Below are 21948 nucleotides of genomic sequence, written 5' to 3'. Positions count from 1 at the left end.
GATCAAACCGAAACGGATGCTCCCTCTCGCTCCTTGTAGGGTGTCGATGAACGTTCGCCGCGTGCGTTTCGCATTCGCTGCTCCTGCCGTTCGGGAAAGGACCCGCTCGATGTTGATTCCGCTTGCCAATACTCCGCGCGACTACGCCTGGGGGTCGAAAACGGCCATCTCCGAGCTTCTCGGCACCGAGGCGTCTGGTGGACCTGAGGCGGAACTCTGGCTTGGCGCGCACCCGGGATCGCCCGCCCGCGTGCTGGAGCCCGAGCTGACCGGCGGGGCCGACACGCTGGCCGCGTGGGTCGAACGGGATCCGGCAGCGGCAGGGCTCACCGAACCACGGCTGCCGTTTCTGCTCAAGCTGCTCGCGGCCGACGCTCCGCTGTCGCTTCAGGCGCACCCGTCACCCGAGCAGGCGCTCGCCGGGTTCGACAGGGAGAACGCTGCCGGTATTCCGCTCGACGCCCCGAACCGCAACTACAAGGACGCGTTCCACAAGCCCGAACTCATCTTCGCGCTGAGCGACACCTTCGACGCGCTCTGCGGTTTCCGCCCGGTGGCCGCTGCCGCGGCCGACGTCGACGCGCTGCTCACCGTGCCGAACCTGGCTGCCGATGCCGTCGATGAGTTGCGCCAGTTCCGGTCCCGGCTTGACGGCCCTGACGCCGACGTGCTGCGCTCGGTGGTTGAACACCTGCTCACCGACGACGTGACCGCGCTGGTGTCCGCTGTGACCCACGCCGCGGCATCCGCCCCTGAGAACCCCGCGGTGAAAACGGTGCGGCTGCTCGCCGAGTTCTATCCGGGCGACCCTGGCATCGTGGTGTCGCTGCTCGTCAACAGTGTGACCCTCACGCGCGGCGAGGTGCTGTACCTGCCCGCGGGCAACATCCACGCCTATCTGCGCGGCTTCGGCGTCGAGCTCATGGCCGCGAGCGACAACGTGCTGCGCGGCGGACTCACACCCAAACATATCGATGTGCCCGAGCTGCTCAGCGTGCTCGACTTCACGCCGCTTCCCGTTCCGTACCTGACGCCGCGGCCAGCTGGTGCCGGTGCCGCGCTCTATGCGCCGGACGTGCCCGATTTCGAGCTGATCCACGTCGCCGGGCTGGGCAGCGAGCCGACGCTACTCGAGTTGCCAGGGCCCGCTATTGCGATCACCACCGAGGGGACTGTGACGCTCGCCGGAACATCCGCTCGCCGTGATCTGAACCGCGGCGACATCGTCTACGTCACCCCGGACGAAGGCCCGCTCACCGTGTCAGGCGCTGGTGAACTCTTCCTGGCGACCACCACCCTGTAGCTCGGCGAGCATCTCCTCGTCGCTGTCTGTGCAACTGAACGTGCGGCGGTAGGCGTTCGGCGTCGTGTGCAGCACCTTGAGGAAGTGGTGCCGCATCACGGCCGACGAACCGAATCCGCTCTCCGAGGCGATCTGCTCGAGCCCGTAGTCGGTGCGCTCGAGCAGGTGCTGGGCGCGGATGAGCCGTTGTCGGTTGAGCCAGGCCGCCGGGGTCGCTCCCATCTCGGCGCGGAACCGGCGCGCAAAGGTGCGCTCAGACATCAGCGCCTTCGCTGCAAGCACGTCGACCGTGAGGTCGTCGGCGAGGTTCGCGAGCATCCACTCGGTGACACCGGCGAACGAATCGCTCTGCCGCTCGGGCACCGGCGCCTGGATGAACTGCGCCTGACCGCCGTCGCGCTGCGGCGGAACAACCATCCGGCGCGCGATGACGTTGGCCGCCGCTGCGCCGAGCTCCTTGCGGACGAGGTGCAGGCACGCGTCGATACCGGCTGCGGTGCCGGCGCCGGTGATGACGCCGCGGTCCTCGACGAAGAGCACGTCGGGATCGACGTCGGTGAGCGGATATTCGCGAGCGAGCTGGTCGGTGTACATCCAGTGGGTGGTGCTGCGGCGTCCGTCGAGAATGCCGGCCTCGGCGAGGGCGAATGCGCCACTGCAGACGGAGAGCACCCAGGCGCCGCGGTCGACCGCGTCTCGGAGGAGCTGCGAGATGCGCGGGTCGGGTTTGCCGCCGGATACCGAGTACGCGGGGATGGCGATGAGGTCAGCGTCGGCTGCGCTCGACAGGTCGTCGTTCACCACGATGTCGAAACCGAGTTTGGTGCGAACCGGTCCGGGGTCTGCGGTGACAACACGAAAGTCGAATTCCGGCCCACCGGTGTCTGCGCGGTCGATGCCGAACACCTCGCAGATCACACCGAATTCGAATGGCGCCATATCGGGCAATGCGACTAGGGCAATTTTCTTCAACATACGGATGCTCCGCTCTGGCAGAAAAGTATCGAACGTTGGCAATTCTGCCACTGGTGGCAGAAAACGGCAATACCTAGATTTACTGCCATGATCGTTTTACTGCTTCTCGTCCTGGCCGCCGTTCTCTTCATGACCGCCGCCAGCGTGATCGCCCTCCGTCGCGACGGCTACCGTCGCGTATCCACCCGCAGTGCGGGTCCCATGGAAAAGTACCGTTTCCTCGTCTAGCTCCTCGTCTGTGCCGGCCCGGGTCGATTGTGACCCGGGCCGTTGCTTGCTCACTCGGGGTGCTGCCCGCGGTGCTCGCTCGGACTCAAATGGCTGAAGCACCTTTGCTCGGTCGAAGAGGGTCGTAGTTTTCGGAATCGGCCAGCCGTTCGCGACCGAGCAGGGGGTGACCAGCCGTTTGCGACCGAGCGGCGACACCACCAGCCGTTCGCGACCGAGCAGGGGAATCACCGGCCGAGCTGCCGCGGAAACAGCCGTCTGGAGCAAAGCCATGCGGGCGTGCGGGACGGACTCCGCGACGTCGCGAACTCGCTCCGGTTTCGCCAGTGCCATAGGCTCGTCGAGGATGCGGAAGCATCCCGCATCGAGGAGGAACTATGACCTGGCTGGTCACTGGCGGAGCTGGATACATCGGAGCGCACGTTGTTCGCGCATTCACCGAGCAGGGGATGGAAGTCGTCATCTACGACGACCTCTCGAGTGGCCACGAATCGTTTGTTCCCGCTGGCGTCCCGTTCGTTCGGGGGAGCATCCTCGATGGCGGTCACCTCGTCGACACTTTCCGCCGCTTCAACGTCACGGGCGTGGTGCACGTCGCCGGATTCAAGTACGCCGGTGTCTCCGTGCAGCGTCCGCTGCACACCTACGCCCAGAACGTCACCGGCACCCTGTCGCTGCTCGCCGCCATGGAAGAGGTTGGCGTGAGTCGGGTCGTCTTCTCCTCGAGCGCCGCCGTCTATGGCACGCCCGACACTGACCTCGTCACCGAGGCCACGGCCAAAAGCCCTGAGTCGCCCTACGGGGAGTCCAAGCTCATTGGCGAGTGGCTGCTGCACGACCAGGGTGTCGCCCAGGGTCTCGCTCACACCTCGCTGCGCTACTTCAACGTCGTCGGCTCCGGCTACCCGGACGTCTACGACACCAGCCCGCACAACCTCTTCCCGCTCGTGTTCGAGGCGCTGCTCGACGGCCGAACGCCCCGGATCAACGGCAACGACTACCCGACTGCAGACGGCACCTGCGTGCGCGACTACATCCACGTTGCTGACCTGGCCCTCTCTCACGTAGCCGCAGCCCGACGGCTCGACGCCGGCGAGCCGATCGAGCCCGTCTACAACCTGGGCTCCGGTGACGGTGTCTCGGTCGGCGAGATCATGACCGCCATGCGCGAGGTCACCGGAATCGAATTCGACCCGGAGGTCGCTCCGCGCCGTGCTGGGGACCCGGCACGGATCGTGGCATCAGGAGAGCTTGCGGCACGGGATCTCGACTGGACCATGCGCCACACGCTCACCGACATGGTGCAGAGTGCGTGGGACGCACGGTCGAAGGCTTGACCCGAGGCGCGACACGCCGGTAAACGCACGATGAACCCTCCATTGGGGGTTGAGGGTTTACTATCTGCGACTTGACGTACCCGAATTACACAGGTGTAATTATGTGTAGCGCCGCGTGGCGCACGGGTAACAAGTGGGGAGAGAGATATGGCGCCTGAATATCGCTCTGGTGTTCCCGAGGACTGGTTCGTCGATCCGGTACAACTCGGAGTACCAGGTGTCCGGAAGCCGGTCGAAGACGATAACCCGCTTGCGTGGCAGTCTGATTCTCTCTGTGCTCAGACGGACCCCGAAGCCTTCTTCCCCGAAAAGGGCGGCTCGACCCGCGATGCCAAGCGCATCTGCACGAGCTGCGAGGTTCGCTCGCAGTGCCTCGAGTACGCACTTGAGAACGATGAGCGGTTCGGCATCTGGGGTGGCCTTTCCGAGCGCGAGCGTCGCAAGCTCAAAAAGCGCGCCGTCTAACCTTCCTTCTGAGGGGGCCTCGTTTCCGCGAGGGCCATTGACACTCGTCGGATCTCCTGCTTCGAGGCGGACGAATCCGTGCCACGCCGACAGCGTCAGCGGCGTGATCGCAAGGTCAACATAGTCTGGACGCGATGTTTCCCCGAGTAACCGCGATCCTTGTCGTGCACGATGGCACCGGCCCTAATGGCTCACACCACCTGCAGGACACCCTTGACGCCCTCGCCGCCCAGACGCGGCAGCCCGATTCGATCATCGCTGTGGCCTGCGCGTCACCAGCGGCTGTCACCCAGGCGCTTGAAGCGGCCGGTGTGAACCGGATAGTCGAGGCGGGGGACCGGCTCAACTTTGCTGCGGCGCTAGCCGAGGGTGTTCGGGTCATCCCGCAGTCCGGCGGGCCCGATGAATTCCTCTGGCTGCTCGCGCAGGACAGCACTCCAGCGCCGGATGCCCTTGAGCGGCTCGTCGGTGCACTCGAGGTCGCGCCATCGGTTGCTGCGGCAGGGCCGAAGGTGATGGATGCCCGCGACGGCGCAACCATCGTTTCCCTCGGTCAGGCACTTACCCCGCTCGGCGCCACGGTTTCCCTCGTCGGTGAGGAACTCGACCAGGGCCAGCACGACGCCGTCTCCGACGTTCTCGGTGCCGCGCCGGCCGGCATGCTCGTGCGCCACGCAGTCTGGGAGCAGGCCTCCGGTCTCGACACGGCCTTCGGCTCGACCGACGACTCGCTCGATTTCTCCGTTCGCGTGCGCCTCGCCGGGCACCGCGTCGTTGTCGTCCCCACGGCTTTGGTCTTCACAGGGGGCGACGGCATCGCTGGCCCGTCCCGCTCACGCAAAGCGAGCGCCTACCGCAAGCGCGCTCGGCAAACCCGCGGAGCACAGCTCTACCGTCGGCTCGTATACGCGCCTGCCGCGCTGGTCTGGCTGCACTGGTTGAGCCTCGTTCCGCTCGCGATTGTGCGCACCGTGTGGCGCGTCGCCACGAAGAACCCCGGTCTTGTCGGTGGCGAGTTCGCCGCGGCGTTCCACGTGGCGTTCAGCCCGATCCGCGTCGCGCACGCCCGTAAAAACCTGCAGGCGTCAAAGCAGCTGGGCTGGTCGGCGATTTCGCCGCTCCGAATCCCGCTTGCGGAGGTCCGCCGACGACGGCTGCTCCGCCGAGAAGCCGGTGCTCCGGTCTATACGGTCGAGCGAAGCGACCTCAGGTTTTTCACCGGCGGCGGTGGCTGGGTCGTCATCGCCTCCGCGCTCGTGAGCGTTGGTCTCTTCTTTAATTTGCTCGCGGCATCCGCTGTCGAAGGTGGAGGGATGCTTCCACTCTCGGCGTCCGTGGCGGACCTGTGGCAGAACATCGGTTTCGGGTGGCGCGACATCAGCATCGGCTTCACCGGTGCGGCAGACCCGTTCTCGGTTGTGATGGCGCTTCTCGGGGCTGTCACGTTCTGGGACCCATCGTACTCCCTCGTCCTGCTCACGCTGCTGGCCCTGCCGCTGGCCACCCTCGGTGGCTGGTTCGCGGCGACCCGGCTCACCGAATCGAGCGGGTACCGCATTGTCGCCGCCGTGCTGTGGACCGTCGCCCCGCCGTTCCTCACCGCGCTGATCGACGGTCGCCCCGCCGCCATCATCGTGCACCTGCTCCTTCCGTGGCTGTTCTACGCCGGCTCCGTTGCCGCTCGCTCATGGGCGGCCTCTGCCGTGGCGTCGATGCTGCTCGCGCTGACGATCGCCGCCGCGCCGTCGCTCGGCCCGGCCTTCCTCGTGATCTGGGTGCTTGCGCTCTTCGTCAGTGGCCGACAGATTGCCCGCATCGTCTGGCTGGTCATCCCAACGGCAGCGCTGTTCGCGCCGCTGATCTGGCAGCAGGGCATCGTCCGCGGCCACTGGCTGCTGCTTCTTGCCGACCCTGGCGCTGTCGTCAGCTCGGCGCCGACTACCGGGTGGCAACTCGCTCTCGGCCTGCCGGGCGGCAACCCGGCCTGGGACTCGATCACCACAGCGCTCGGCCTCACCGGGCTGCCCGCGCAGCTGCTGGTCCCAGTGCTGCTCGCCCCCATCGCCGTGATGGCCCTGCTCGCTCTCTTCCTCCCTGGCAGCGCCCGTGCCGCCGTTCTGCTCTTCGTCGGACTGCTCGGACTGGCAACGGCCGTCGGCGCCACCGCCCTGATGATCTCGCTCACCGGATCAACGGTGACCAGCGTCTGGGCCGGCGCCGGTCTCAGCCTGTACTGGCTCGGCCTCGCCGGAGCAGCCGTCGTCGGCTGCGACAGCATCCGCCGCGGCGCAGCGGTACCCGCACTCGTGATCACGATCCTCGCGGTCGTGGTTGCGGTGCCGATGGCCGCGACTCTCCCGCTCGGGCAAGGCTCCATCGTCGCGAGCGACGGTCGCACACTTCCCGCCTATGTCTCGGCGGCGGCGTCGACGAACCCGGCTCTTGCCACTCTCATCGTCACCCCGCAGCCCGATGGCGGCGTGTCCGCTCGCATCGTGCGCGGCGTCGGAGACACCCTCGACAACCAGTCGACCATCCTCACCACAGGCGAGAACCTCACGAGCAACGACGAGCAGGTCACCGCCCTGGCCGGAAACCTGGTCTCGCAGGGCGGATACGACCCCGCCCCGACGCTGAGTGAGCTCGGCGTCCAGTACGTGCTGCTCTCGCCGGCCTTCGTCGAACCTGATGCGCAAAGGAGTCCAGAGGCAACCACAACGTCGAGCCGCGCCTCAGCAGCGCTCGACAGCAGCCCGGTCCTCGCACACATCGGACCCACGGATCGCGGCACTCTCTGGCGATTCGAAGGTGAAACGGATGCCACGGCGGCCGTCGGTCCCTCCTCGCCGTTCTCGACACCCGTCCTGATCGGCTGGGCAATCGTGTTCGGATTCGCGTTGTTGCTCTCGGTTCCCACTGCGGCATCGCGCCGCGCGGCCGAGGAATCGCCGCGCACGGTCGGTCGCAGGGACGTCCGGGAACGCCCACGCAGGCTCACCCGAGCCGAACGAGCCGAGCTCAAGGCGGACGCCGAAGCCGAGGCCAGCCTCGCCGCAGAAATCGCACACGACGCCGAGGTCGAGGACCGGAAAGAAGCCGTCGCGGCGACTCCCGACGCGGTTTCGCCGAATGTCGAATCCCCCGAGTGGAGTGCCGACGCTGTCGACGAACCGCGTAGCGAAACCGAGGCCGACGCCCAGCCCGGGAGCGACAGCGATACCGATCGCCAGCCCGGCAGCGACACCGCCGCTGACAACGAGCCAGCCGTCGAAACTGAGGCCGGCCAAGTGGCATCCGCCTCAGACGTGACAACAGGAAGCAACCCGATCGCGAGCCGCACTGCCGCGACCGAAAGCGAGTACAGCAATGGCCGATAAACGACGGGTAGCCAAAACGAGCGGCAGGCTGATCGCCGGAATCGTCGGCGTCGGCATTGCCGGAGCTTCGGTGTTCGCTGTCGGCACTTTTGAGTTGCCGCGCGTCACAGCGGCGGTGCCAAGCGCCGTGGTCACACCGACGGCGGCCGACCAGGCACGCGTGTGCGCCGGGCCGCTTGTACAGCTTGCGGGCGACGGTTCATCCAACGCTTCGTCGTTCGGTGCGGCAGAGCTCACCGTCGGATCGGAGTCCGAGCCGACTCAGACCCCGCTCGTCGCTCCGAACAACCTGGCGGGGGACGCCTTCGGCTCGCCGATCGTTGTCAGTGAACCGAGTGCAACGGATGCCACGACCGCACCTCTGCTCGCAGCCGCGCAGTCTCAGTCAGCGGCCCTCGGCGACCTCAGCGGCTTCGCGGCAAGCGCCTGCGCCGAGCCAAGCGCTGAAAGCTGGCTCGTCGGTGGATCCACCGATGTCGGGCGAACGAGCGTGCTTGCGCTGACCAACCCGACGCGGTCGGACGCCATCGTCGACATTGCCATCTTCGGTGAGGGCGGCGCTGTCGACGCTCCCGGTTCGCAGGGCATTATCGTCAAGGCTGGCGAGCAGAAGTTGTTGTCGCTTGCCGCATTCGCGCCGAACCTCATCACGCCGGTGGTGCACGTCACGAGCCGCGGCGGCCAGGTTGCTGCCGTGATCCAGCACAGTGTCGTTCGGGGTCTCACACCGCACGGCGTTGAGTACGTCGCCCCGACGGCGCCCGCCGCCAACGAGCAGTTCCTGTCCGGCATCGTCATCGCACCGAACGCACCGGTGGTTTCCGACGAGGACTACGACGACAACAACCCAGCGCTCCGGATGATCGCGCCGGGAACCGAACCGGCCGACGTCACGGTTTCCTTCACGAGCGAGCAGGGCGGCGAATCACCCCAGCCGCTTGAGTTCGCACTCGAGGCGGGTATCGCCACCGAAATCAGTTTGAGGGACCTGCCCGTCGGCAGCTACACCGTCGAGGTGTCGTCGACACAGCCGGTGGTCGCAGGTGCACGGACCTCGGTGGCGGTTGGTGAGTCCAGTGACCTCGCCTGGTTCCAGGCGTCAACGGCGCTGCCCGAGGCGGTCATGGTTGCCGTTCCGGCGGGGGAAACCCCGGTGCTGCACCTCGCGAACCCGGAACGACGCGCTCTCACCGTCGAGCTGGAGCCGTCGGCGGGGGAGACCATCACGGCGAAGATCCCGGCCGGAACCTCGGTTGCTCTTCCGGTGGCCGGAGGAGCGTCCTACCAGATTTCCGGCGCCGAAGGCGCGATTGCGCAGTTGAGCGTGCAGTCAGCGACGGGCATCAGCGCGTTCGCGGTGCAGCCCGCGAATCCGTCGGCGACTCCGGTAACCGTCTACCCGCGCTAGGACGGCGGGCAGCGCCCAGCCGACAGTGTGCGGGTGGTTAGAAGCGAAACCGGTCGGGACCGAGGTCCCACGGGTCTTTGCCGATGAGCTCAGCTGTCGCGCGAAAGACGCAGCTCTCGATCATCATCCGCTGGTGCAGCTCATCGTCGCGATGGAGCTTGCTCATGCGCTGGATCGGTAGCCGATACAACACAACACGTCGCTCGGCCGCACTCGTCCACCACCGCGCAACACCCTCGCCGTTTTGCTCGCCCACCGGCATGTTGCCGACCTCAAACCGAACGTTGACGAGTTCGTCGGGCCAGGTTGCGCGGAGGAAGTCTGCGGCGGCCGCGACCGTCATGTCGAAACTGTCGATACGGTTCTTCAGCGGCGGCAGGTGCGGGCCCGTCGCAGGGCTGCGCTGTGCCCTGCCGTGCCGGTCGTGCCGAACCGCTCGCCGCGCAAAAGTGCTGCTTCTCGTCCCGCGTCGTGCCATGCAGCCATCCTATTCGCCGGGAGCGACGGCGAGGTGTTCTCCGAGGCACCCTGTCAGTTGTATCGTGAGAGGAATGTTGGACAGGCCATGCACAAAAGTCGGATGCTCGCGCGAAGCGGTCTCGACGCTCACCTACGACTACGCAGACTCCATGGCCGTCCTCGGGCCGCTGAGCCTGGCGAAGGAGCCGCACACCTATGACCTCTGCGCGATTCACGCCGAGCGGTTGAGCGTGCCACAGGGCTGGCAGGTCATTCGACACCAGGTGCTCAACACGTAGAAAGCTGCACACTCACCGGGATTGCCCACCCGGGGTCTGCGAGAATGAAGTTATGACGCTTTCCCCACCCGCCGCATCCGCTACTGCACTTCCTTTCAAGGTCCGTGACCTTTCGCTTGCCGAGGCAGGCCGCCACCAGATCCGTCTGGCCGAGAACGAGATGCCGGGACTCATGGCCCTTCGCGCCGAGTTCGGCGAGTCGAAGCCGCTCGCCGGTGCCCGCATCGCCGGTTCGCTGCACATGACAGTGCAGACGGCCGTTCTCATTGAAACCCTCGTAGTGCTCGGCGCCCAGGTGCGTTGGGCAAGCTGCAACATCTTCTCTACCCAGGACGAGGCCGCAGCGGCGATCGCCGTCGGCCCGACCGGAACCGTCGACGCCCCAGCAGGCGCCCCGATTTTCGCGTGGAAGGGCGAGACGCTCGAGGAGTACTGGGAGTGCGCCGAGCAGATCTTCGACTGGTCAGCGGAGGCTGCCGCTGCCGGCGCCGACTGGACCGGCCCGAACATGATCCTCGACGACGGTGGAGACGCCACGTTGCTGGTGCACAACGGCCGCAAGTACGAGCTCGCCGGTGCTGTGCCCGAAGCTGCTGAAGACGAGAGCCACGAGGGCCGGGTTGTCCTCGAGCTGCTGCGCCGCTCGCTCGCGACATCGACCGACCGCTGGACGAAGATCGCCGCCGAGATCCAGGGTGTCACCGAGGAGACCACCACGGGTGTTCACCGCCTGTATGAGCTGTTCCGGAACGACGATCTGCTGTTCCCGGCGATCAACGTCAACGACTCGGTGACAAAAAGCAAGTTCGACAACAAGTACGGCATCCGCCACTCACTGCCAGACGGACTCAACCGCGCCACCGACGTGCTCATCGGCGGTAAGGTCGCGTTCGTTGTCGGATACGGCGACGTCGGCAAGGGCGCAGCCGAGGCACTTCGCGGCCAGGGCGCCCGTGTGATCGTTTCTGAGGTTGACCCGATCTGCGCATTGCAGGCCGCGATGGACGGCTACCAGGTCGCCAAGATCGAGAGCGTCGTCGACCAGGTCGACATTTTCGTCTCGGGCACTGGCAACCTCAACGTCATCACGACCGAGCACATGCTGAACATGAAGCACCTCGCGATCGTCGCCAACGTCGGACACTTCGACAACGAGATCGACATGGCCGGACTCGAAAAGATCGAGGGCGCCGAGCGAGTCGAGATCAAGCCGCAGGTGCACGAGTGGCGCCTGCCGAACGGCCGGTCAATCCTCGTGCTGAGCGAGGGACGCCTGATGAACCTCGGCAACGCCACCGGCCACCCGTCGTTCGTCATGAGCAACTCGTTCACCAACCAGGTCCTCGCGCAGATCGAACTGTACGCACACCAGGAGAACTACCCAGTCGGCGTGTATGTGCTGCCGAAGCACCTCGACGAGAAGGTCGCGCGCCTGCACCTCGACGCACTCGGCGTTGAGCTCACCACACTCTCAGAAGAGCAGGCCGCTTACATCGGCGTCACCGTGGATGGACCGTACAAGGTCGACCACTACCGCTACTAAGAGTTCGCCTTCGACGGCGTCGCCCGGCTTCGGCTGGGCGGCGCCGTTTTCGCGTGTGCGGGGGCGCGCTGGGCGGTCGTGGCAGGTGGGCGGTGGCGTGCAGCCGTTCGTCGGTCCGGAAGTGCGCGTTCAATGCCGTTTTGCGTCGCAACGGACCGATGAAGTTGTGCGGGCGGGGGTGGGCGTCGTTCGTCGGTCCGGAGGTGTGCGGTTCGACGTTGTTTCGCGTCGCAACGGACCGATGAAGTTGTGCGGGCGGGGGTGTGCATCGTTCGTCGGTCTCGAAGTGCGCGGTTCGGGGGTGTTGGCGCCCTAACGGACCGACGAAATGAGGGAGGGGCGCGGGTGCTACCGCTCAGGGAACCCGTGCGGGCGCCCGGTGAGCACAGGCGCCAGCGTCGACAGGCGCTGCTGCTCGAGCATGTGCGCCGCGTACTCGCGATCCCGGCGAACAGCAGACACCGCGTAGAGAAACAGCTCCGGGTCGACGTTCGGGACAGGAGAGACGAAAACGGATGCCTCAGCGGCCAGATCGCGTGCCAACCGCGAGCGCGTTTCCGGCGTGAGTTTCGCTGCCTGACCCAGGAACTGGGCGATCCTGCGGGTCAGACGATCAGGCATCCGCCCCACGTCTGCAATCGTTGCCCACGACTGCAGCACAGGCGGAACACCGTAGACGGATGGCTCGGCGCGGGGAACTCGTTCCTGCTGGGCATAGGTGCCGGCCAGCAGGTCGCCAAGGCGCTTCGCGCGGGTGGAGAGCAGGCCGGTGAGTGCGGCAACACCGCCGAGCGTCATGTAAATCTCGAAGAAGCCGACGAGGGCGCGAATGAAGGCGTGGCGGAACCCGGTTGCACCTCCGTCGTCGCGGACAATGCGTGCGCCGATGGCGAGCTTTCCGAGGGAGCGGCCGCGGCCGATGGTCTCGACCGCCGTCGGGAGAACCACGGTGCTGAACACGATGATTGCCGTGGAGAACGCGGTTGTTGCTGACTGGTCGACGACGCCCTGTGTTGCCAGGACGACGAGGAGCCAGAGCAATCCGGCGGCGACGAGCACCGAAACCAGAAAGTCGATGATGGCGCCTGCCGCGCGCAGAATGAAGCTCGCTGACTGGACGTCGAGCGCGACCGCCTCACCGGTGATCAGCTGGGAGGAGTCAGACAGATCCGACATCTGCACGCCGGGGGAGTCAGTCATGAATAGTATCTAATCAGATGGATCTCGACGCCTACAGTGCCGCGCACCGAAATGACTGGGACCGCCTCGACGCTTTAGCCTCGAAGCGGTCATTGTCGGGCGCGGAAGCGGACGAGTTGATCGATCGTTATCAGGCGGGAGCGACTCAGCTCTCGGCGATCAAGACCACCGCCGGATCGACCAGGCACGGGGACCGGCTGAGCGTCACGCTGTCGAAGTCGCGGCTGCGGTTCACCTCGGCCAGCGCCAACGTGCTCAGCCAGCTACCGCGGTTCTTTGTGCTTCAACTGCCCGCCGCGCTGTACCGGTTGCGCTGGCTCACCCTCGCCGTCGCCCTCGTCACGGTCGGCGTTGCAGCACTCTGGGCTGCGTGGGTGCTCAACGACCCGCAGGTGCTCGCGAACCTCGGCAGCACCGAGGAACTGCGCCGGGTCGCTGAAGAGGACTTCGCCAACTACTACTCCGACAACCCCGCGGCGTCGTTCGCCGGCCAGGTGTGGACCAACAACGCCTGGATAGCGGCGCAGTGCATTGCCTTCGGCATCACCGGCATTTGGGTGCCGTACGTGATCCTCCAGAACGCGCAGAACCTCGGGCTCAACGCCGCAGTGCTGTTTAGCTTCGGTGAGGGTGACACGTTCTTCCTCTACATTGCGCCGCACGGCCTGCTTGAGCTCACGGCCATCTTTGTTGCGGCGGCTGGCGGGTTGCGAATCTTCTGGGCGTGGGTTGCCCCTGGCAAACGCACGCGCGGCCAGGCCCTCGCCGAAGACGCCCGCGCGTTGTTCACCGTGGCGATCGGCCTCGTTTTTGTTCTGCTCGTTTCGGGCATTCTCGAGGGGTTCGTCACTCCGCAGCCGTGGCCGTGGCCCGTGAAGATCGGACTCGGCGCTGCGGCTCTCGGGGCGTTCCTCTTTTATATGCTCGTCGTCGGTCGACGTGCGTACCGAGCGGGGGAGACCGGGGACCTGGCTGCCTTTGAAGCTGGCGCCCGGCGCATCTACGCGAACTGACCGTTTCCGCATGCGTTAGGTGTGGCATCCGCTCGCCTCTCACGCGTGCTCGTCCACTCGCGTCGGATCCGCCTTCTCGCAGCCCTTTGAGGTCGCTCGCGACGTTGCCGAGATACTTTTCACTGTAGTTTTGAATGAATCAAAATAGATACTAGACTGGGAACATGTCACCCACGGAAGTCAGCCCTGAGCGCGAATTGCTGCGCTCGGCGGGTCTCCGTGCGACGGACCAGCGCGTCGAGACGATTCGCGCGCTCGAGAAGCACCCACACGCTGATGCACAGGCGGTTTTCGACATCGTCTTGCACGAACTCCCCGACACCTCGGTTCAGGCGATTTACGGAGTGCTGGGAGCGTTGACGGATGCCGGTCTCGTGCGTCGGATCGAACCGGCCGGTTCCCCGGCGCGATACGAACTGCGCGTCGGCGACAACCACCATCACATCGTCTGCTCGAAGTGCGGTGCGATCGGTGACGTGGATTGTGCGGTCGGCCACGCTCCGTGCTTGACGCCAGTCACAACATCCGGATTCACCCTCACAACTGCCGAAGTGACCTACTGGGGCCTCTGCCCCAATTGCGCCGCAGCGCCACTCAGCTAACCCCACCCTCTTTCGCTTTCGGCCAGCACCCCTGGCTGACAGCTGCCCCCTGCCCCGCCCAGAAACACCAAGGAGATACATGTCCGATACTTCGTACACCACCACAAACACCGGCACCCCGGTTGCAGCTGACTCCCAGTCGCTCACCGTCGGCGCAGACGGCGCGATCCCGCTGATCGACAGCTACCTGACCGAAAAGCTCGCCCACTTCAACCGTGAGCGTGTGCCGGAGCGTGTTGTGCACGCAAAGGGTGGTGGAGCGTTCGGTGTTTTCGAGACCACCGAGGACGTGTCGCAGTACACCCGTGCCGCCCTCTTCCAGCAGGGCACGGCTACCGAGATGCTCGCCCGCTTCTCGACGGTCGCCGGTGAGCAGGGTTCACCCGACACCTGGCGCGACCCGCGCGGTTTCGCACTCAAGTTCTACACGTCAGAAGGCAACTACGACCTCGTCGGAAACAACACCCCGGTGTTCTTCCTCCGCGACGGCATCAAGTTCCCCGACTTCATCCACTCGCAGAAGCGCCTCCCGGGCTCGAACCTGCGCAACAACGACATGCAGTGGGATTTCTGGAGCCAGTCTCCCGAGAGCGCACACCAGGTCACCTGGCTGATGGGCGACCGCGGCCTCCCGGCGTCATGGCGCCACATGGACGGCTTCGGATCGCACACCTACCAGTGGATCAACGCCGCCGGCGAGCGCTTCTGGGTCAAGTACCACTTCAAGACCAACCAGGGCATCGCTGTGCTGAGCGCCGACCAGGCTGCCGAAATCGCCGGTCAGGACGCTGACTACCACCAGCACGACCTGTACACGAACATCGCTGAGGGCAACCACCCGAGCTGGACGATGTCCGTTCAGGTCATGCCGTACGAAGACGCGAAGACCTACCGGTTCAACCCGTTCGACGTCACCAAGGTCTGGCCGCACGCCGACTTCCCGCTGATCAAGGTCGGCACCATGACGCTCAACAAGAACGCCGAGAACTACTTCGCTCAGATCGAGCAGGCGACATTCTCCCCGGCGAACTTCGTTCCCGGAATCGCAGCAAGCCCCGATCGGATGCTGCAGGCTCGCATCTTCTCCTACGCGGACGCCCAGCGTTACCGCGTCGGCGTCAACCACGCGCAGCTGCCGGTCAACGCCGCGAAGACCCAGGTCAACAGCTACTCGAAGGACGGCGCAGCGCGCATCGACTTCCCGCCGGCCGACCGTCCCGGGTACGCCCCGAACTCGTTCGGTGGCCCGCACGCTGACCCGGCACGCGCTGCCGAATCGACCGGATGGCAGAACGACGGTGAGCTCCTGCGCACCTCCGCCACCCTGCACCCCGAGGACGACGACTTCGGTCAGGCCGGAACCCTCTACCGCGACGTCATGGACGACGCGGCCAAGGCCCGCCTGCTCGCGCAGATCATCGGTCACGTCGGTGCAGTGAAGAACGCTGAGATCCGTGCGCGCGCCATCGCGTACTGGTCGAACGTCGACATCGAGCTCGGTTCGAAGCTCGGCGCTGCACTCGCTGCAACGAGCGTCGCCGTCTAAGCACTGCTGACTGAGGGCCCGGCTTCCGCATTGCGCGGAGGTCGGGCCCTTCGTGGTTCAGCGCTCGGCTTCATCGGTCGCCGCGATCCATTTGCCGAAAATGGCTCTGTGATGTGTGCCGAACGCGGACCAGCCGACACTTTTTGGTAAATGGTGCGGCGAGGTGGCGGCGGGCGTGGGAGCGGCGTGCGGCAGACGGTGGCGAGGGCCGACGGAAGGCGGCGCGAGGGGACGAGCGCCCGACTACAGCCGGCCGGCGGCCTTGAGCGCGATGTAGGTGTCGGCGAGGGCGGGCGGCAGGTCCTCCGGCGACCCGGTCACGACCTCAGCACCGAGCTGGCGCACCGCCGCCGAGACCCGTGAGACGTCGAGAAGCGCCCGCTCGGCGGCTGCGGCCAGGTAAATCTCGTCCCGGTTGCCGCGCGTGCGGCTGGCCTCGAGGGCGAAAGGATCGGTGACGGATGCCACGACTACCGTGTGGCGGGACGTCAACTGCGGCAGCACCGACAGCAGCCCGGTCGAGGCACCAGGCGCGTCGATCGAGGTGAGCAGCACAACGAGGGAGTGCTGCGTGGTGATGTTGCGGACCTGCCCTGGGACAGCAGCCCAGTCCATCTCGATCAGCTCGGGATCGATGCCCGCCATGGAGTCGACGAGCTTCGACAGCAGGTCTGCCCCTGTGGCACCCTGCACCCGACCACGGACCCGGCGATCGTACGCGACAAAGTCGACCCGGTCGCCGGCGCGGGTGGCCAGCGCTGACAGGAGAAGCGACGCCTCGAACGCCGTGTCGATGCGCGGCTCGTCTGACACGCGTGCGGCCGATGTGCGTCCTGTGTCGAGGACGATCACCACACGGCGGTCGCGCTCGGGACGCCAGGTGCGCACAACAACGTCTCGACGACGGGCGGTCGCGCGCCAGTCGATCGACCGCACGTCATCGCCTCGGACGTACTCACGCAGCGAGTCGAACTCGGTGCCCTGCCCGCGAACCATCACGCTGGTTGCACCGTCGAGTTCCCGCAGCCTGGCGAGCCTGGAGGGCAGGTGTTTGCGGGCGTTGAACGGCGGAAGCACCCGCAGTTGTCCCGGCGATGTCATCGTCGCCTGGCGCGACATCAATCCGAGCGGTCCTGCTGAGCGCACGGTGACGTGTTCGACCCGCCGTTCGCCGCGGCGGAACGGCGTCAACTGCAACGCAACCACCCGGCGCTCACGCGGGGGAATGGTGACCCTGCTGCGGTTCGTTGACGGTCCAGCTGACGGCTGCCAGGCATCCCGAACCGTTGCTCGAAGCGTCCGTTTTCCTCGGTTCGTGAGATACAGCTCGCTCGTCACCGTCTCGCCGAGCCGTGTGCGTGATGGGAGTGATCGCGCTGTGCTGATCTGGCGGGGGGATGCCGCGAGCGAGAGATCGAGGACGCCGATCAGCACGCAGGACAACAGCCACAGGCCCAGCACAATGCCCGGCTCACCGGTGAATGAGCCAAGCACGATCACCGGGACGACGCCGAAGGCGACGAGCGCGACAAATCTCCCCGAGACGGTCATTTAGATCGGCACCTGCACGGAGCTGAGGATGGAGCGGAGGATCGCATCAGAGGCGATGCCCTCGAGTTCGGCCTCTGGACGAAGCTGGAGCCGGTGCCGCCAAACGGGCAGGACCATGGCCTGGACGTGATCAGGGGTGACCGAGGAGTAGCCACTGAGCCACGCCCATGCCTTGGCGGCGGCCAGAAGCGCTGTCGTTCCGCGGGGGCTGACACCCATCCGCACGCTCGGGCTCTGCCTCGTCGCGCGGGCCAGGTCGACGATGTAGCTGAGCACGTCCGTCGAGACCCCTGTGGTTGCCGCAGCGCGCTGGGCGTCGGCGAGGTCATCGGCGCCGAGCACAGCGGTGACCCCGGCCGCCGCGAGGTCGCGCGGGTTGAAGCCTGCCGCGTGCCGACGAAGCACTTCGACCTCGAGCTCTCGCTCGGGCACGTCGAGCACGAGCTTGAGCAGGAACCGGTCGAGCTGGGCCTCCGGCAGCGTGTATGTGCCCTCGTATTCGATCGGGTTCATGGTCGCTGCCACCATGAACGGCGTCGGGAGCGGCTGGGTGACACCGTCGACACTGACCTGCCGTTCCTCCATCGACTCGAGCAGTGACGACTGGGTCTTCGGTGGTGTGCGGTTGATCTCGTCGGCCAGCAGGATGTTGGTGAACACCGGGCCGCGGCGGAACTCAAACTCGCCGGTCTTCGCGTCGTAAATGAGCGAACCCGTGACATCGCCAGGCATGAGGTCAGGGGTGAACTGCACGCGCTTGGTGTCGAGGTCGAGCGCCGAGCTGAGCGTGCGGACGAGCAGGGTTTTGGCGACACCGGGGACGCCCTCGAGCAGCACGTGCCCCTTGGCGAGCAGGGCGATGATCAGTCCGGTGACGGCAGGTTCCTGGCCAACGACGCTCTTGGCGACCTCGCGTCGCACCTGAGCGAGCTTTCCCCGAAGCTCCTGCACGCGGGCGGACTCGCCGTGCTGCTGAGGCTGCTGCTGCTGAGGCGGAGCCTGCTGAGCCTGCGGATCTTGAGCCTGCTGCTCCGCATGCTGGGCGTACTGCGCCGGTGCGGCATGCTGCTCGACTCGCGGCTGCTCGTGCTGCGCAGCCTGCTCCTGCTGGGCGGAACGCGACCGGCGGGTCTGCTCCTGCTGCTCGCCGACAAGCGCATACGGGTTCGGCGGCACCGCCTGGTGCGGTGTCTGCTGGTGTCCCTCGTACGGCTGCTGCGGTGATGTCATCGAGTTCTGCTTCCGGTTGTCAGTGTCGGTGGGGGAGAAATGGGGCGGCGGGGCTGTCGGCTCCACGTTACGACGGGCGGCTCGGCGGTCGTGGATCGACGGCCGCCGCTGTATCCCGTTCAAGGTTGGCAAGCGCGTCCGAGATCGACACGACGTCGCGTTCGGACTGCGGAAGGATATCGACCAGGACGCCGCGAATCTCGTCGCGAGGCCGTCCGAGTGCCGAGGCGCAGGCATCCGCTACCTCATAAACCGTGGCGTGACGGGACAGCCCGAGCACGCGGCCGAGTCTGCCAACCGCTCCAATGCGGAGCGCGTCGATCGCGCGGGTGCGCGCGGAGATTCGCTGGTAGAGCCTGGCGCGACCCTCGAGCGTTTCGCCGGCAGGCACGGTGACTGGGAGGTTCTCGGCGACGAGCGGCCCGAACCTGCGCCCACGCCAGAACATGGCGACGAGCGCGGTCAGCGCGAGCAGCGACGTCGTCGGAACAAGCCAGTTCGGGGTCAGCTGGGCAACGTCTGGCGGGCCGGATGCCTCAACGTCGGCGATCGAGGGAAGGTACCAGACGAGACGGCCGGTTTCGCCGAGCAGCCCGAGCGCAAACGCCGCATTGCCGTGCAGAATCACTGACTCGTTGCTGACCAGTTCCGACGGGCCGACCAGGGTGAGCGTGCCGTTCTGCTCCGGCAACTGCACCACAGCGAAACCGTCGGTGTCCGCGGGGAAGCATGTAATGGCATCCGTTTCGGAATTCACCCGGAAGGTGGCGCCTGGACTGATCGTTTGTGCCCGCTCGGCAGCGGGCAGGTCGCAGTCCGCGTCCAGTGCGCCAGGCTCGTCGCTGACACCCGCCGCAAACACGTCAGGGGCGACCACCCGCAGCTGCGCGAAGGTCGGTGCGAGAATCACGGTTGAATCCGCTGTGCTGACGAGGTCGAAGAGCCTTTCGTCAGTGAGGTATCCGCTCGGGTCGAAGACGGCCAGAGTTGTGCCCTGCCGTTTCGCCTCACGCATCGCCTCGCCGTAGCTGCCAGGCAGGATCACGTCGACCCCCTGGTCGCGCAGCACCTCGGCCGTGGCCTTCGCCCCGGTCGGTGCCGGGTTCGCCGGGTCCAACTCGATACCGCTCGACGCTCCACCCCGCGTGAGCAGCATCGTGGCCGCGACAACGAGAATCGCCACGACCGCAACTCCGATCCAGAAAACGGAGCGGCGGGCGACGGTGCGAGCCCGCGGCGTGGTGACCTGGTCACCGTGGTTCTCTTGCGAAGCGGATGCCACTGGTCGCGTGGTTGGGAGCCTTCCGGTCATGAGGCCGGTTCCGTTTCGATCGACTCCAGCCGCGCCGGTGTGCGGGCGGAGAGTTCGACATCCAGCGCCCGGAGCAACCGGTACTGCTCGGCGGTTCCGTCGGTGCCGAGGTAGCGCACATCGTCGAAAGTGCGGGCGGCCGAGGCGAGGCGGTCGCTGGAATCCGGGAACGCCTCAGCGGCGCGACCGGCAAAGTCATGGGCCGTCGTGCCGGGGGAGACGAACACGATGGTGCGCTCGGTGAGGTCCCGAGCGAGCGCGCGGAACCGGTCGAGGGTCGCGTTCGTCCAGTCGCCGGCGGCGGCGAATCCCTCGGCAGACCGGCGCAGTTCGTCGGCCGTGCGGGTGTCATCCTCACCGAACAGGCCCTGTGCCACCCGGCTGCGGCGGTTGAGGCGCGGCATACCCCAGACGAGAAGCGCGACGATCAGCGCCAGCACAATGGCGATCACGATGGCGACGGGAACCCAGTCGGTCGGCACTGACGCTCCCGGCTGGAACAGACGCTCCAGCCACTCAAAAAACGCCTGGCTCAACCGATCGAACAGGCTCGGCTGCGCCGCGGCATACTCGGGCTTCGACAACTCGTCGACCAACCAGTCCCGCGCCTCGGGCGCCGTCGGGTCGACGGGCACGTCGAGCGGTGCTCCGCCAGGCACACCCCACGCGCCAGCTAGGCCCACGGCGAACCAGACCCGGCAGGCCCGGCCTGCCCCATCGGCGTCGGACGGCCGCTCGCCTGAAGAAGATAGGGGTCCTCAACCGTTGCGTTTCCGGTCTGCCGCGCCTCAACGAACCGGATCAGCTCGAGGTCGAGCCCCTCCTTACGCATCCGCAGGTCGACATAGATCAGGGCGATGGCCGCCGATGAAACCACGGAAGTGATCGACCCGACGAGCAGGGACAGAACAATCATGATCGCGTAAAGCACGAGAGGGCCAACCCAGCTTTCGGCACTTGTTCCCGTCGGGTCGACGGCTGACAACGCCATCACATAGAGCACGCTCACCGGGGTGAGAACAACCTGCGACACAGTTCCGACGATGAAGGCGATGAGGTACTGAACGCCGAGGGTGCGCCAGAAGTAGCCGTCGGTGAGCCGCCATGACCGGCGGATCGCGGCTCCCATCGACGCGCGCTCGAGAACGATCACACTCGGGACGATCGACAGTTTGATGCTCAGCCAGACCCCGACGACGATCAGGGCGATGCCGGCGAGGATGGCCAGGATGATACCGGCCGCGATAAACCCGCCGCCGAGCACAACGAGCATCCAGACGATCCCGACCAGGACCGCGAGCACAATGGTGAACGCGACAGTCGCCACGAGAACCCAGAGCAGCAGGTGTCCGAACCTCGGCCAGGTGGCCTTCCACACGGCCTTGAGTGTGAGTTTCTCGCCGAGGGTCGACCGAGCGACCTCATTGACGATGACCCCCTGCAGGAAGACCGTGCCGATTAGGGTGATGAGGAACGGAATGAGCGCGCCGAGCAGGATTGCGGCGACACCGCCAGCGGCGATCGCGTCCTGATCCTCGGCCGAGGCGGAGCTGATCCGGGACACAAAGAAGAACGTGATGGCGCCAATCACCAGAAGGCTGATCACGACGCTGATGGCCTGCACAAGTAATGCACTGCCGAATGTCGCCTTGGGGTTGCGCTTGAGAGCGAGGAAAGGAGCCCCAAGAAGGGTGCCGAATCCAAGCGGTCGAAGTGGGATGAGCCCCGGTTTGGGGGGAGGGGTCCAGCCGGGCTGGGAGAACTGCGGAGCGCCGTACGGTTGCTGGCCCCACGGATTCTGGCCGTACTGACCCTGCCCTGAGGGCTGTGAGGGGTAGGGGTTCTGGCCGTACGGGTTCGCGCCAGAAGGGGGGTTCACCTGCGGGTACTGCTGCGGCTGACCGGCAGGCGGTTGCTGGCTCTGCGGTGCCTGCTGCGGTGCTGGCGGCGATTGCGGAACGCGCTCGCCATAGCGGGGCGGCTCTTCAGCCGATCCCGGTGCCTGCCAGTTCTGGTCGTGAGTCACTCAGTGGCCCCCTCGTAGCGAAAACTTGCCTTCGTTCATCGTGGCATATCCAGCTCCCGCACACCTCCGATCCT

General features: G+C 66.3%; 19 protein-coding genes. 10 read left to right on the top strand and 9 right to left on the bottom strand.

Going from position 1 to position 21948, the window contains the following annotated elements:
* Window positions 1-109: 109 nt before the first annotated feature.
* A complete protein-coding gene (manA, locus tag D9V28_RS14360; protein ID WP_121660107.1) occupies window positions 110-1303 on the top strand; it encodes a mannose-6-phosphate isomerase, class I in 1194 nt (397 codons plus the stop codon).
* Here the strand turns inward: manA and D9V28_RS14355 are convergent.
* The gene (locus tag D9V28_RS14355) at window positions 1262-2278 is read right to left on the bottom strand and encodes a GlxA family transcriptional regulator (protein ID WP_121659774.1); all 1017 of its coding nucleotides are present in this window, start codon (window positions 2276-2278) and stop codon (window positions 1262-1264) included. The genes manA and D9V28_RS14355 overlap by 42 nt on opposite strands.
* Window positions 2279-2374: 96 nt before the next feature.
* Window positions 2375-2839, bottom strand: a complete 465-nt coding sequence (locus D9V28_RS14350) for a hypothetical protein (RefSeq protein ID WP_121659773.1) — start codon at window positions 2837-2839, stop codon at window positions 2375-2377.
* 44 nt (window positions 2840-2883) lie between these two features.
* On the opposite strand from D9V28_RS14350, the gene galE reads away from it, so the two are divergent.
* From galE to D9V28_RS14330, 4 genes are all read left to right on the top strand, one after another.
* Window positions 2884-3843: a UDP-glucose 4-epimerase GalE gene (gene galE / locus D9V28_RS14345; protein WP_121659772.1), complete on the top strand. Its 960-nt coding sequence runs from the start codon at window positions 2884-2886 to the stop codon at window positions 3841-3843.
* Window positions 3844-3990: 147 nt separating this feature from the next.
* Window positions 3991-4308, top strand: coding sequence for a WhiB family transcriptional regulator (locus D9V28_RS14340; protein ID WP_121659771.1), 318 nt, complete (start codon window positions 3991-3993; stop codon window positions 4306-4308).
* A 134-nt stretch (window positions 4309-4442) separates the two neighbouring features.
* A complete protein-coding gene (locus D9V28_RS14335; protein WP_121659770.1) occupies window positions 4443-7685 on the top strand; it encodes a glycosyltransferase in 3243 nt (1080 codons plus the stop codon).
* Window positions 7675-9093, top strand: coding sequence for a DUF5719 family protein (locus D9V28_RS14330; RefSeq protein WP_121659769.1), 1419 nt, complete (start codon window positions 7675-7677; stop codon window positions 9091-9093). Before D9V28_RS14335 ends, D9V28_RS14330 begins: the two co-directional genes overlap by 11 nt.
* Window positions 9094-9130: 37 nt before the next feature.
* Here the strand turns inward: D9V28_RS14330 and D9V28_RS14325 are convergent, their stop codons facing one another.
* Entirely contained in the window at window positions 9131-9571 is a 441-nt protein-coding gene (locus tag D9V28_RS14325) for a metallopeptidase family protein (RefSeq protein WP_121659768.1), read from the bottom strand.
* Window positions 9572-9644: 73 nt separating this feature from the next.
* On the opposite strand from D9V28_RS14325, the gene D9V28_RS14320 reads away from it, so the two are divergent.
* Both D9V28_RS14320 and ahcY read left to right on the top strand, forming a co-directional pair.
* Entirely contained in the window at window positions 9645-9851 is a 207-nt protein-coding gene (locus D9V28_RS14320; RefSeq protein ID WP_121659767.1) for a DUF3499 family protein, read from the top strand.
* Between the two features lie 52 nt (window positions 9852-9903).
* On the top strand, window positions 9904-11394 hold the full coding sequence (gene ahcY, locus D9V28_RS14315) for an adenosylhomocysteinase (protein ID WP_121659766.1): 1491 nt from the start codon (window positions 9904-9906) through the stop codon (window positions 11392-11394).
* 348 nt (window positions 11395-11742) lie between these two features.
* On the opposite strand, the gene D9V28_RS14310 is transcribed toward ahcY, so the two are convergent.
* Window positions 11743-12594 carry an RDD family protein gene (locus D9V28_RS14310; RefSeq protein ID WP_229728074.1) on the bottom strand — a complete coding sequence of 284 codons (852 nt, stop codon included), beginning with the start codon at window positions 12592-12594 and terminating at the stop codon, window positions 11743-11745.
* Window positions 12595-12611: 17 nt separating this feature from the next.
* Here D9V28_RS14310 and D9V28_RS14305 point away from each other — a divergent pair, with 17 nt between their 5' ends.
* The 3 genes from D9V28_RS14305 (at window position 12612) to D9V28_RS14295 (ending at window position 15755) form a co-directional block, all read left to right on the top strand.
* A complete protein-coding gene (locus tag D9V28_RS14305) occupies window positions 12612-13607 on the top strand; it encodes a stage II sporulation protein M (RefSeq protein WP_121659765.1) in 996 nt (331 codons plus the stop codon).
* A 164-nt stretch (window positions 13608-13771) separates the two neighbouring features.
* The gene (locus D9V28_RS14300; RefSeq protein WP_121659764.1) at window positions 13772-14209 is read left to right on the top strand and encodes a Fur family transcriptional regulator; all 438 of its coding nucleotides are present in this window, start codon (window positions 13772-13774) and stop codon (window positions 14207-14209) included.
* A 79-nt stretch (window positions 14210-14288) separates the two neighbouring features.
* Window positions 14289-15755, top strand: a complete 1467-nt coding sequence (locus D9V28_RS14295) for a catalase (protein ID WP_121659763.1) — start codon at window positions 14289-14291, stop codon at window positions 15753-15755.
* Window positions 15756-15998: 243 nt separating this feature from the next.
* Here D9V28_RS14295 and D9V28_RS14290 read toward each other — a convergent pair whose 3' ends face one another.
* From D9V28_RS14290 to D9V28_RS14270, 5 genes are all read right to left on the bottom strand, one after another.
* On the bottom strand, window positions 15999-17306 hold the full coding sequence (locus D9V28_RS14290; protein WP_121659762.1) for a DUF58 domain-containing protein: 1308 nt from the start codon (window positions 17304-17306) through the stop codon (window positions 15999-16001).
* Window positions 17307-18536 (bottom strand): AAA family ATPase, encoded by a 1230-nt coding sequence (locus D9V28_RS14285; protein WP_371870009.1) that lies wholly within the window; start codon window positions 18534-18536, stop codon window positions 17307-17309.
* A gap of 67 nt (window positions 18537-18603) precedes the next feature.
* Window positions 18604-19848, bottom strand: a complete 1245-nt coding sequence (locus tag D9V28_RS14280) for a DUF4350 domain-containing protein (RefSeq protein WP_121659761.1) — start codon at window positions 19846-19848, stop codon at window positions 18604-18606.
* Window positions 19845-20531: a DUF4129 domain-containing protein gene (locus tag D9V28_RS14275; protein ID WP_229728077.1), complete on the bottom strand. Its 687-nt coding sequence runs from the start codon at window positions 20529-20531 to the stop codon at window positions 19845-19847. Before D9V28_RS14275 ends, D9V28_RS14280 begins: the two co-directional genes overlap by 4 nt.
* Window positions 20522-21874 carry a DUF7847 domain-containing protein gene (locus D9V28_RS14270; protein ID WP_121659760.1) on the bottom strand — a complete coding sequence of 451 codons (1353 nt, stop codon included), beginning with the start codon at window positions 21872-21874 and terminating at the stop codon, window positions 20522-20524. Before D9V28_RS14270 ends, D9V28_RS14275 begins: the two co-directional genes overlap by 10 nt.
* Window positions 21875-21948 lie beyond the last annotated feature (74 nt).

This window comes from Mycetocola zhadangensis (genome assembly GCF_003668565.1).
GTDB lineage: Bacteria > Actinomycetota > Actinomycetes > Actinomycetales > Microbacteriaceae > Mycetocola_A > Mycetocola_A zhadangensis.
Note: the sequence above shows the minus strand (reverse complement) of the source record. Positions and strands in the feature narration are given on the sequence as shown.

Bases quoted from the DNA above. Each gene is read 5' to 3' on its own strand.
- manA (WP_121660107.1), top strand. From the start codon at position 110: ATGTTGATTCCGCTTGCCAATACTCCGCGCGACTACGCCTGGGGGTCG.
- D9V28_RS14355 (WP_121659774.1), bottom strand. From the start codon at position 2,278: ATGTTGAAGAAAATTGCCCTAGTCGCATTGCCCGATATGGCGCCATTC.
- D9V28_RS14350 (WP_121659773.1), bottom strand. From the start codon at position 2,839: ATGGCACTGGCGAAACCGGAGCGAGTTCGCGACGTCGCGGAGTCCGTC.
- galE (WP_121659772.1), top strand. From the start codon at position 2,884: ATGACCTGGCTGGTCACTGGCGGAGCTGGATACATCGGAGCGCACGTT.
- D9V28_RS14340 (WP_121659771.1), top strand. From the start codon at position 3,991: ATGGCGCCTGAATATCGCTCTGGTGTTCCCGAGGACTGGTTCGTCGAT.
- D9V28_RS14335 (WP_121659770.1), top strand. From the start codon at position 4,443: ATGTTTCCCCGAGTAACCGCGATCCTTGTCGTGCACGATGGCACCGGC.
- D9V28_RS14330 (WP_121659769.1), top strand. From the start codon at position 7,675: ATGGCCGATAAACGACGGGTAGCCAAAACGAGCGGCAGGCTGATCGCC.
- D9V28_RS14325 (WP_121659768.1), bottom strand. From the start codon at position 9,571: ATGGCACGACGCGGGACGAGAAGCAGCACTTTTGCGCGGCGAGCGGTT.
- D9V28_RS14320 (WP_121659767.1), top strand. From the start codon at position 9,645: ATGTTGGACAGGCCATGCACAAAAGTCGGATGCTCGCGCGAAGCGGTC.
- ahcY (WP_121659766.1), top strand. From the start codon at position 9,904: ATGACGCTTTCCCCACCCGCCGCATCCGCTACTGCACTTCCTTTCAAG.
- D9V28_RS14310 (WP_229728074.1), bottom strand. From the start codon at position 12,594: ATGACTGACTCCCCCGGCGTGCAGATGTCGGATCTGTCTGACTCCTCC.
- D9V28_RS14305 (WP_121659765.1), top strand. From the start codon at position 12,612: ATGGATCTCGACGCCTACAGTGCCGCGCACCGAAATGACTGGGACCGC.
- D9V28_RS14300 (WP_121659764.1), top strand. From the start codon at position 13,772: ATGTCACCCACGGAAGTCAGCCCTGAGCGCGAATTGCTGCGCTCGGCG.
- D9V28_RS14295 (WP_121659763.1), top strand. From the start codon at position 14,289: ATGTCCGATACTTCGTACACCACCACAAACACCGGCACCCCGGTTGCA.
- D9V28_RS14290 (WP_121659762.1), bottom strand. From the start codon at position 17,306: ATGACCGTCTCGGGGAGATTTGTCGCGCTCGTCGCCTTCGGCGTCGTC.
- D9V28_RS14285 (WP_371870009.1), bottom strand. From the start codon at position 18,536: ATGACATCACCGCAGCAGCCGTACGAGGGACACCAGCAGACACCGCAC.
- D9V28_RS14280 (WP_121659761.1), bottom strand. From the start codon at position 19,848: ATGACCGGAAGGCTCCCAACCACGCGACCAGTGGCATCCGCTTCGCAA.